Annotated in this window: 11 protein-coding genes; 4 read left to right on the forward strand and 7 right to left on the reverse strand. The window is 65.7% G+C overall.

Annotated elements, in window-relative coordinates; genetic code table 11:
* The first annotated feature begins 39 nt into the window (after window positions 1-39).
* Entirely contained in the window at window positions 40-1,419 is a 1,380-nt protein-coding gene (gene glmM, locus C437_RS08350) for a phosphoglucosamine mutase (RefSeq protein ID WP_004516499.1), read from the forward strand.
* On the opposite strand, the gene C437_RS08355 is transcribed toward glmM, so the two are convergent.
* The 6 genes from C437_RS08355 to C437_RS08380 form a co-directional block, all read right to left on the reverse strand.
* Window positions 1,404-2,555 carry a DUF7118 family protein gene (locus C437_RS08355; RefSeq protein WP_004516500.1) on the reverse strand — a complete coding sequence of 384 codons (1,152 nt, stop codon included), beginning with the start codon at window positions 2,553-2,555 and terminating at the stop codon, window positions 1,404-1,406. The two genes, glmM and C437_RS08355, sit on opposite strands and share 16 nt — an antisense overlap.
* Window positions 2,555-2,917 carry a phosphoribosyl-AMP cyclohydrolase gene (gene hisI / locus C437_RS08360; RefSeq protein ID WP_004516501.1) on the reverse strand — a complete coding sequence of 121 codons (363 nt, stop codon included), beginning with the start codon at window positions 2,915-2,917 and terminating at the stop codon, window positions 2,555-2,557. Before hisI ends, C437_RS08355 begins: the two co-directional genes overlap by 1 nt.
* Before the next feature lie 47 nt (window positions 2,918-2,964).
* Window positions 2,965-3,984 (reverse strand): A24 family peptidase, encoded by a 1,020-nt coding sequence (locus tag C437_RS08365; protein ID WP_004516502.1) that lies wholly within the window; start codon window positions 3,982-3,984, stop codon window positions 2,965-2,967.
* A 102-nt stretch (window positions 3,985-4,086) separates the two neighbouring features.
* Window positions 4,087-4,476, reverse strand: coding sequence for a ferredoxin Fer1 (gene fer1 / locus C437_RS08370; RefSeq protein ID WP_004516503.1), 390 nt, complete (start codon window positions 4,474-4,476; stop codon window positions 4,087-4,089).
* Between the two features lie 125 nt (window positions 4,477-4,601).
* Window positions 4,602-5,810, reverse strand: coding sequence for an inorganic phosphate transporter (locus tag C437_RS08375; protein ID WP_004516504.1), 1,209 nt, complete (start codon window positions 5,808-5,810; stop codon window positions 4,602-4,604).
* Window positions 5,811-5,878: 68 nt separating this feature from the next.
* Window positions 5,879-6,799, reverse strand: a complete 921-nt coding sequence (locus C437_RS08380) for a hypothetical protein (protein WP_004516505.1) — start codon at window positions 6,797-6,799, stop codon at window positions 5,879-5,881.
* Window positions 6,800-6,898: 99 nt separating this feature from the next.
* Here C437_RS08380 and hisA point away from each other — a divergent pair, with 99 nt between their 5' ends.
* Window positions 6,899-7,639 carry a 1-(5-phosphoribosyl)-5-[(5-phosphoribosylamino)methylideneamino]imidazole-4-carboxamide isomerase gene (hisA, locus tag C437_RS08385; RefSeq protein ID WP_049919697.1) on the forward strand — a complete coding sequence of 247 codons (741 nt, stop codon included), beginning with the start codon at window positions 6,899-6,901 and terminating at the stop codon, window positions 7,637-7,639.
* 46 nt (window positions 7,640-7,685) lie between these two features.
* Window positions 7,686-8,288 (forward strand): class I SAM-dependent methyltransferase, encoded by a 603-nt coding sequence (locus tag C437_RS08390; RefSeq protein ID WP_004516507.1) that lies wholly within the window; start codon window positions 7,686-7,688, stop codon window positions 8,286-8,288.
* A gap of 7 nt (window positions 8,289-8,295) precedes the next feature.
* Here the strand turns inward: C437_RS08390 and C437_RS08395 are convergent, their stop codons facing one another.
* Window positions 8,296-8,688, reverse strand: coding sequence for a nuclear transport factor 2 family protein (locus C437_RS08395; protein WP_004516508.1), 393 nt, complete (start codon window positions 8,686-8,688; stop codon window positions 8,296-8,298).
* 105 nt (window positions 8,689-8,793) lie between these two features.
* On the opposite strand from C437_RS08395, the gene C437_RS08400 reads away from it, so the two are divergent.
* Window positions 8,794-9,700: MutS N-terminal domain-containing protein (locus C437_RS08400; protein ID WP_004516509.1), on the forward strand; the 907-nt coding region annotated here is incomplete at its 3' end.

Raw genomic sequence — 9,700 nt, forward strand, 5'->3', positions numbered from 1 at the left:
CGACATTCCTAAGCCCCTCCGCCTCAGACACTCGCTCGAATGCAAGTGTTCGGGTCGAGTGGCGTCCGAGGTGTCGCGGGCGATGAGCTGACACCGCGGTACGTCCTTCGGGTTGCACAGGCCGCCGGGGACGTCTGGCGTGACGACCACGACCGCGTGGCAATCGCACGTGACACGCGGACGACCGGACGGACGTTTATCAACGCCGCGACAAGTGGGCTGACGACGGTCGGGTTCGACGTCGACCGCCTCGGCGTCGTTCCGACGCCGGGGTTACAGGCCTACTGCGAGCGTGAGGCGGTCCCAGGCGTGATGATTACCGCGAGCCACAATCCGGCCGCGTACAACGGCGTGAAACTCATCGGCGCGGACGGCGTCGAACTGACGCGTGACACGCTCGACCGCGTCGAACAGTCCCTCCGGGACGATACGCCGGCCTACGCGGACTGGGAGACAGTCGGGTCCGACACCGCCATCGAGAGCGCCCGCCGCCGCTACCGCGAGCAGGTGCTGTCTGCCGTCGACCGCGACCGTATCGCCGACGCCGACCTCACTATCGTCGTCGACCCCGGCCACGGTGCCGGCTCGCTGACGAGCCCCGACCTGTTCCGCGAACTCGGCTGTGAAGTCCACACCGTCAACACCCAGCCCGACGGCCACTTCCCCGGCCGCGACCCCGAACCCGTCGCAGAGAACCTCGAAGACCTGCGGGCGTTCGTTCGCGCCACCGACGCCGACCTCGGCTTTGCCCACGACGGGGACGCCGACCGCGGGATGTTCGTCGACGAAACCGGAACGCACATCGAGGGCGACGCCGCGCTGGCCGCGCTCGCGGCGGCGAAAATCGAGTCCGACGACGGCGTCGTCTCGGCGGTCAACGCCTCCCAGCGACTGGTCGACGTGGTCGAGGACGCCGGCGCGACCCTCTCGCTTACCCCCATCGGCTCGACGTATATCGTCAGCCGTATCCGCAAACTGCAAAACGAAGGGACACACGTCGCTATTGCCGGCGAGGGCAACGGTGGCATCCTCTTCCCCGATTACCGCATCGCCCGGGACGGCGCGTTCACCGCCGCGAAGTTCCTCGAACTCGTCGCCGAGCGACCCGCAAGCGAGGTCGCTGCTGACTACGACGATTACTACAACGTCCGGCGGAACCTCGAATACGAGACGGAAGCGGAGCGCGAAGCGATGCTCGAAGGCATCGAAGCCCACGCGAACGACGCGACGGCCGATCTGGATACGACGGACGGCTACCGCCTCGACTACGGCGACGGCTGGGTGCTTGCTCGACCATCCGGGACAGAGCCCGTCGTCCGGGTCTACGCAGAAGCGCGCACGCTTGACCGGGCCGAGGAACTCGCCGAGACGATGGTCAGCCGAGCGACCCAGCAGACGAATTCCTACAGCGACGAGTGAGCGTCTAAGGCGTCCTCGATAGCCGCGCTGGCCTCGCGGGCCGCCGACAGTTCCTGTTCGACAGCGCCGCTCGCCAGCCGCTCGCGTTCGCTCTCTGTGAGTTCCGAGCGAGCGACTGCGCTCTCCCGGAGCCGCTCGTAATCCTCCCGGTCTGCGAGCCCACGCACCTCCCGTAGTGTTGCGACAACTGACTCGTCGGCGAAGCGGGCAACGACTGAGCGGTACTCCCGGCAATACCACGGCAGGGCGTCGGCCGACGGCGGCGGCCAGTCGACCCGCACCGGTTCGGCGTCGAGCCGACGGAGATACGTTTGCCGAGTGGCGACAGCGCTCCGCAGCGCCGCCGCGTCGTCGACGTAGTGGTCCAGTTTCGAGGCGGAGTAGTCGGCGTACTCAAGCAGTTTCGGAACCGGTTCGGTCCCGGCGTCGTGCTCGCAGACGTACGTCAGCAGGTCCGCGGGCGGGGACCGAAACTCGACCAGTGGGTAGGCGTCCGCCCGGTCGATGACCGCAAGGGCGTCTCTGGCCGGCGTGTTGCGGCGAAACTCGGTGAACGCCTCGGTGACAGCGTCGTTGTAGCGTTCGATGGGGTCACGGAGACGCGCAACCGGTGCGTCGAGGTCGGCGTCGCCGAGCCGCCGGAGGCGTTCCAAGTCGTCGATGCGGTCGCCCAGTTCGTCGTGTCGGCGGCCGGCGGTAGTCCGGGCTTTTTTGTACTGCTCTCGCGCGTCGTCGAGTTCGTCGAGCCGTCCGACAAGGTCACCGATGGGCGAGAGCATCTCGCGGGCCTGCTCGAAGTCGCCCTCGGTGAGCCGCCGTTGCTGGAGGAAGTCGTCAATTTCTTCGAAGGTATCGCGCTCGGGCAGGTCCTCGGGGAGGTCGTCGGTCAGCGTCCCGACCCGACCCTGAAACTCCATGAACGCCTCGAAGTCGCCGCCGCCGGTCGCTCGCCCATCGTAGCTTTCGAGCAGATTCCGCAGTTCGCTGTAGACCTCGCGGCAATCGCGCAACGCGTCCGCCCCGATCTCCTCGACGCGTGCCTGCGCTCGGTCGTACGCTTCGGCGGCCTGTTCGAGGCGGTCCACCGCGTCCGGGGTTCCCGCGCTGAGTTCGGTATCAGTGTCGGATTGCGCCATCAGTACACGTCGTCGGGGTCGAACACTTGCTCACCGACCGTCTCGCCGTCGACAGTCCGGTGGAAACAGGACTCGTAGCCGGTGTGACAGGCCCCGCCGGTCTGGTCGACGATGTACAGCAGCGCGTCCCCGTCACAGTCGACCCGCACCTCTTCGACGACCTGCGTGTGGCCGCTCGTCCCGCCCTTGTGCCAGAGTTCGTCCCGGCTGCGGGAGTAGTAGTGGGCCTCCCCTGTCTCGCGGGTCTTCCGGAGGGCTTCCTCGGTGACGTAGGCGAGCATAAGCACCTCACCGGAGTCTGCGTCCTGAGCGACGGCCGGAATATACTCCTGCTCGTCGAACGCGAGGTCGACGTCGGTCATACTCGGTCGGAGGCGTGTCCGTAAAATAGGTCTTCTGCTGTCTGGAGTCAGGCCAGCCCGACGGCCTGCAACAGCGAGAACAACACGTCGCCGTAGGTGAGCGAGACGACCAGCCCGGCGAACATCGGAACGAGGAACGGAATCCCGGGGGAAATCCACACCTCGTCCTGTTCGACGAGCACGTCCAGCCCGTCCCGGAGCTGGGCCGGCGAGGTGCCGTAGGCGGAGTGGTCGATGTCGTTCAGGAACCGCTCGGCCCCCCATGGGTCGTCGATGGGGTCGCTGCGGTCGGACGCTCCGGTTGTGTCGCTGGGGCCTGTCGGCCCGTCGACATCGTCGATGACGCGGTCGCCACCGTCGGTCGCAAGCGACCCGTCGCCGGGGTCGTTCGGGACTTCTGGGAGGGAGGTCGGACGTCGGTGCTGGTCCGGGTCGGCGCGGATGTCGGCGAGCGAGCAGCCACGCCACTGGAGGTACATCCGGAGCGCATCGAGGTCGAGGCCGCCGCGGTCGAATCCATCAGGTGATTGGAGCAGGCGGCCGTACTCCTCGGTGACGGCGGTGGCAGAAACGGGCCGCCCGATAAACATCGCCAGTGAAAGGCGACCGCGGGCGAGGTTCCCGGCAGCGACGGCCAGCGGATAGACGACGCCAGCAAGCACGGTGTTCGAGAGAATCGTCAGCGAGAACACGCCGATAGCGCTCTGCTGGATCGGGAGGGCGACAGTCGGCAGGTAGTACACCGGATAAACCGGAAAGAGGACGGCGACGAGCATGAACGCCTTCGCGTCGGCCCCGCCGAACCCGCCGATGAGCCAGAAGCCGTATGACAGCGGGATAACGAAACCGAGGCTGATTGCAACCCTGATGAAGAACAGCCGCTGGCCGATTGCTGTCGGACCAGTCCAAACGGTGTAGGCATCCCACAGCAGGAGGACGACCGCCAGCGCAGCAAGCGGGGTCCAGGTCCGGTTCGGCACCCGGCGGGTTTTCACGTCGCGGTAGGCCGCCCACCCGAACACCGGGACGGCGACCAGCCGAAGCAGGTCGGGTATCGACCCAAGCACGGCTGTACGCAGTACAGGGGCACCCCTAATGGTTCCGATACGATAGCTGTCGAACGTAGTCGCTACTGGAAGAAGAAAGTGTAGTGCGCTGCAGGAGCCGCGTTAGATGACGCGGTTCTGCAGGTAATCGAGGTGCTTGGCGTTGTAGACGATCTTGACCTCGTCGGCGTCCGGGCTGCCGATGCAGGTCAGTCGGACGTTCTTGTCGTCGACTTCCTCGTCGCTGAGGATCTGCTGCATATCCATGTCGATGTCGCCTTCGAGAACGATGGCGGCACAGTTCGCACAGGCACCGGCGCGACACGAGAAGGGCCAGTCGTAGCCCTGCGCCTCGGCGGCTTCGAGGATGTACTCGCCTTCGTTCACGTCAAGGGACCCGTGATCCTCGTCGTCGAGGTCGAGGTCCGACGCCTCTGCGAAGACGTCATCGTCGTACATGTCCCAGCCGTTGTCGTCCACTACTTCGTAGTTAAGGTACTCTACCGTGGGCATCACCTGAGAGTTTGAACCCCGCCCTGTTAGACTTTGCCCTTCGGTTTTAGGCCGTGCAAAATAATGAGGGACAACGCGGGGATTCGTCGGGAATCGAGGACTGCTGTTTGGGGGCCGATTACTGTTCAGGTGATTGGGAGAAACCGGAACACCAGATACGCCGCGAGCGTCGCAATCGAGGGGACGACGTTCTGTAGGAAAATCACTCTAGCAGTGGTCCCGGGTTCGAACAGATCCGACGCCGACGGGATGTCCTCACGCGATTCCTCACCGATGGGATCAGTCTCGGCTGGCTTCGGCGTTCCCTTCTTGCCGCCGACAGTCGGCGCATCTGCGGCCTCCGCGTCGGTTGTCAGCGCACCGACAGACGCGACAGGCGCCTCGCCCTGCACAGTATCGGAGAGGCTCGTCGTTCGCGTCGCACGGCCCCACCCGAGCCCGACGATACTCATCGTGGCGATAATGACGAAACTGGCCGGGATACCCAGCGCCGAAAGGAAGGTAACGATAGTCGAGGCGACTGCCGCGACGACGATGGCGGCGACCAGCGGGAGGTCGGTCAGGTCGTTGCCGACCGTGTCCATCGTTCGGCGGGCGATAGTGAACGCACCGAGGCCGATGGCAGCGCCACCGAGCAGGATAGCCGGGTACATGTCTAGCGAGCCGTTCCCCACGAGAGGGGCGACGGCGTTGGCGACGTTCGACGCGCCCGCCGAGAAGGCCATATAACAGCCGATACCGATGACGACGACGGTCCCGACGAACTCACGCGTCGTCGTGTTCGCACCGAGTGACGGCCGTGGAATCGAACCAGACCGGTCGAAATCCAGTAGTGCCCCTTCGCTCTGTGAGACGGCAAACCACTCGACGAGCGTCGGGTAGAAGTACCGGCCGATGACCCCGCTGACCCAGAAGGCGATAATCGGGGAGACGAGCCACCACGAGACGATTTCGAGCATCAGGGCGGCGTTCAGCGTTCCGCGAGCGAGACCAAGACCGGCGATAGCGCCGACGGCCGTCATCGACGTCGACGCCGGAACCCCGACCACGTTCGAGAGAAACAGCGCGACGCCGATGAAAAACAGCACAACGATGCTGATTAGCGGCGAGAAGGCGGTCTCAACGAGGTTGCTCCCGAGGCTTTCGACGACCTCCGGACCGACGATGAGTCCCCCCGCCAACGCGAAGATGGTCATCAGGGCCGCAGCGGACAGTTTCGAAAGCGTATCTGACCCGACTGCAGGCCCGAACGCGACACCCGTCGAAGATCCCCCGATATTGAAGCCGACGAAGATAGCCACCAGAACACCGAGGGCAAAGAGAACTTCGACCATACAGGTGTCAGTCCCTCACCGGGTTAAAACATACCGAACGGGTAATCGCCAAGCGACGGCGACCGCCGCTACGGCGACCGCTCGTCCGGGCTTCCATCGTCGGCTGCGGATTCGTCACTCCCCTCCGCGAGGTGCTCGTCGTCAGCCGGCACCGTCTCCTCGACCGCCGCCGCGGTCTCCTCGACCTCGCTCGCCGTTTCCTTGGCCGCTTCGACCTCGTCAGTGACTGATTCAGCGGTCTGTTTCGCATCGCTGGTCTTGTCCTTGACCGCAGTGGTTTTGTCTTTCGCTTCTGTCGTCTTGTCTTTTACTTTGGTCGTCTTGTCTTTGACTTCCGTTGTCTTGTCTTTTACCTCGGTCGTCTTGTCCTTGACTTCGGTCGTCTTGTCCTTGACCTCGGTGACCTTCTCGGCGGCGTCCTCGTCGCCGGTCTCGGTCGCGGTCTGTTCGACTTCATCGGCCGTCTGCTCGACTTCGTCGGCTGTCTGTTCGACCTCGTCGACAGTTTCCTCTACTTCGTCCGCGGTCTGTTCCACCTCGTCGGCCGTCTGCTCGACTTCGTCGGCCGTCTGCTCAACGTCCTCGGCGGCCTCGTCGACCGTCTCAGCGGCGTCTTCGACCTCGTCAGCGGTCGTCTCTAGCTCTTCGGCTGTCGTTTCCAGTTGCTCCGCGGCCTCTTCGAGTTCAGCGGCTTTGGTCGCGACATCCTCGTTCGTCCGTTCGAGGACGTTCGCGAGGACGAGAAACTGTAGCAGTCCGACAACGACGAACGCCGAGATGGCGACGCTGGCAGCAGTCGCAAGCAACGATACCGCCCCGGCACCGAGCGGGAGAATGCCGAACGCGGCCAGCCCCCAGGCCAGCGCCAGGCCGACGGCGACGACCAGTACGGCCTGTTCGAAGAGCTGGTACTCGCGCTCGTACGGCCCGAACATGATTGCTTCGAGCCGACGGGCGAGCGGTGTGAGGACGAGTGTAGCAGTACCCATGGCGGACCTTTCCCATCACAGCGTAAAAGCATGCGGGTCACTGGCTTCCGCACACATCGGACCGACACGCTTTCGCCGGCCGCCGCCGGACCCACAGCCATGTTTCCCGAGTTCGAGGTCATCCCCGCGGTCGATATGCAGGACGGACAGGTGGTCCAGCTGGTCGGTGGCGAGCGCGGCACGGAGAAGACCTACGGCGACCCAGTCGAGGCCGCACAGCGGTGGGTGGACGCCGGCGCGCGGACGCTCCACCTCGTCGACCTCGACGGTGCGTTCGAGGGCGAGCGGCAGAACGCGGCGGCCATCGATGCCGTCCTCGACGCGGTGGGGGCCGACGTTGACGTGCAACTGGGCGGCGGTATCCGGACTGCCGAGGACGCTGTCTCACTGCTTGACCGTGGGCTGGATCGGGTCATCCTCGGGACTGCCGCCGTCGAAACACCGGAGATCGTCGGTGAAATCAGCGACGAACACCCCGGCAGTGTGCTGGTGAGCCTCGACGCGAAGGACGGCGAAGTCGTGGTGTCGGGCTGGACCGAAGGCACCGGGCTGGACCCCGCCGAGGCCGCCGAGCGGTACGCCGACCTCGGGGCCGGCGGCATCCTCTTTACCGACGTGGACGTGGAGGGGCAACTGGAGGGAGTCAGGACAGAGCCGGTCCGCCGGCTTGTCGACAGCGTCGACATCCCGGTAATCGCAAGCGGCGGCGTGGCAACCATCGACGACGTGCTTGCGCTGCAGTCGGCCGGGGCCGCTGCCGTCGTCGTCGGCAGCGCGCTCTACGAGGGGCAGTTCACGCTCGATGCGGCGATTGACGCGCTCGACGGGTCATCGGAATAGGTCAGGCCAGCTGAACGCATAACTGTGTGGCGCCCTCACAAGACGTATGGACCGCAACGAGGTGCGCCGCGCGTGGGACAGCGTCTCCGAAACCTACGCGGAGCGGCGTGACCCGACCGGGTCGGACGCCGCCCTGCTCAATGACCTGCTCGAACGGCTCCCCAACGGGCCGACCGTCCTCGACATCGGCTGTGGCGATGGCGCACGAACCCTGGCGAACTTGCCGGCTGGCAGTATCGGCCTCGACTTCTCGCGTGCAGGGCTGGAGCTGGCCGCAGAAACAGTCCCGGAGAGCCGACTCGTGCAGGGTGATATGACGGCGCTCCCGATTGCAACCGACAGCGTGGACGCCGTCACGGCCTACCACGCCGTCTTTCATGTCCCACGAGACCAGCACCCCAGCGTCTACCGGGAGTTCGCCCGCGTGCTCCGACCGGGCGGGACCGTGTTGATGACGCTGCCGAGCGGGCAGTTCGAGACCGTCCGTCGCGGCTGGATGGGCGGGTCGATGTTCTTCTCGGCACCGAGTCGGCGGGCGACCCTCGACCAGTTGGCCGCCGCCGGCTTCACCGAGACGGAGACGGTCACCGCGACGGACCCCCTCGGGAGCGACAGCGAGTTCGTCTTCGCCACGCTCGACGGCGATTAGTGACCACCTACTCCCCTAGCTCTTCGGCAGTGCTGACGTGCATCCCCACGAACTGCCACGGGCGGTCCTCATCAGTGGCTTCCAGCGTTCCGCTCCAGCGGGTGTCGTACTCGTGGCGGACTCCATCCTCGATGTCGGTCCAGCACAGCGCCACGTCGTCGCTGAACCACGCGTAGCCGTCGCGTTCTGTCACCCGGAGCGCACGGCTGTCGGCGGTCCAGTCGGTCGTCGTCTCGGTCTGGGTCTGCAATCCGGTCCTGAGAGCGTCGGTCCCGACCAACTGTTCGGAGATGCCGAACTTGACCACCGAGCGGTTCGCATCGTCGGCGAAAAACGGACCCAGCGGTTCGCCGGCCCGAAGCGCCGCGTAGTACGCCTCGATAGTCGCTGTCGCGTCCATACCCGGTTCTACGGCCTGTAGCCTCTTCACTGGCCACGCCGGGCGGCCGCAAACACGCTCTCCCGACCCGCAATCCTTACGCCCGGGACGACCACACGGACGTGTATGACAGAGGCGACGGGAATCGTCGGGGAGTTCCTCACGCTCAAGGAGGGGACCGACGCGGACCTGCTGGCGATGCAGTGTGGCGATTTCTACGAGTTCTTCGCCGAGGACGCCGAGATCGTCGCCGACGAACTCGACCTGAAGGTGAGCCAGAAGTCCTCGCACGGTTCGTCGTACCCGATGGCGGGGGTGCCGGTCGACGACCTGACGCCGTACGTCTCCGCGCTGGTCGAGCGTGGCTATCGGGTCGCTATCGCTGACCAGCACGAAACCGAGAACGGGCACGCCCGCGACATAACGCGGGTCGTCACGCCCGGGACGCATCTGGAGACGGGCGACGAATCGGCGCAGTACCTCGCCGCAGTCGTCCGAGAAGCCACCCGAGACGGCGGCGACACCTACGGCATCGCCGCGACGGACGTGACCACGGGGCAGTTCCAGGTCACGCAACTGGACGATGCCGACGCGGGCGAAGCGCTGACAGAGCTGTACACGTTCGGGCCAGCCGAGATTCTGCCCGGCCCGGAACTCCGGAACGACGACGCGTTCCTAGACCGCTTGCGCGAGCGGACGGACGCGGCGCTGACGCTGCACGACTCGGCGTCGTTCGAACCGGGGCGGGCGAGCCACACCGTCCGAGAGCAGTTCGGGAGCGAGACGGTCGACAGCGTCGGAATCGGTGATAAGGACGTGGCATTGCGAGCCGCCGGTGCGGTGCTGTCCTACGTCGACGATACCGGTGTCGGCACGCTGGCGGCGGTCACGCGCCTGCAAGCGTACGGTGAGCGCGCTCACGTCGATCTCGACGCGACGACCCAGCGCAACCTCGAACTCACCGAGACGATGCAGGGCGACAGTTCGGGGTCGCTGTTCGACACTATCGACCACACCGTCACGGCCGCCGGCG

The sequence above is a fragment of the Haloarcula vallismortis ATCC 29715 genome (assembly GCF_000337775.1).
GTDB classification, from domain to species: domain Archaea; phylum Halobacteriota; class Halobacteria; order Halobacteriales; family Haloarculaceae; genus Haloarcula; species Haloarcula vallismortis.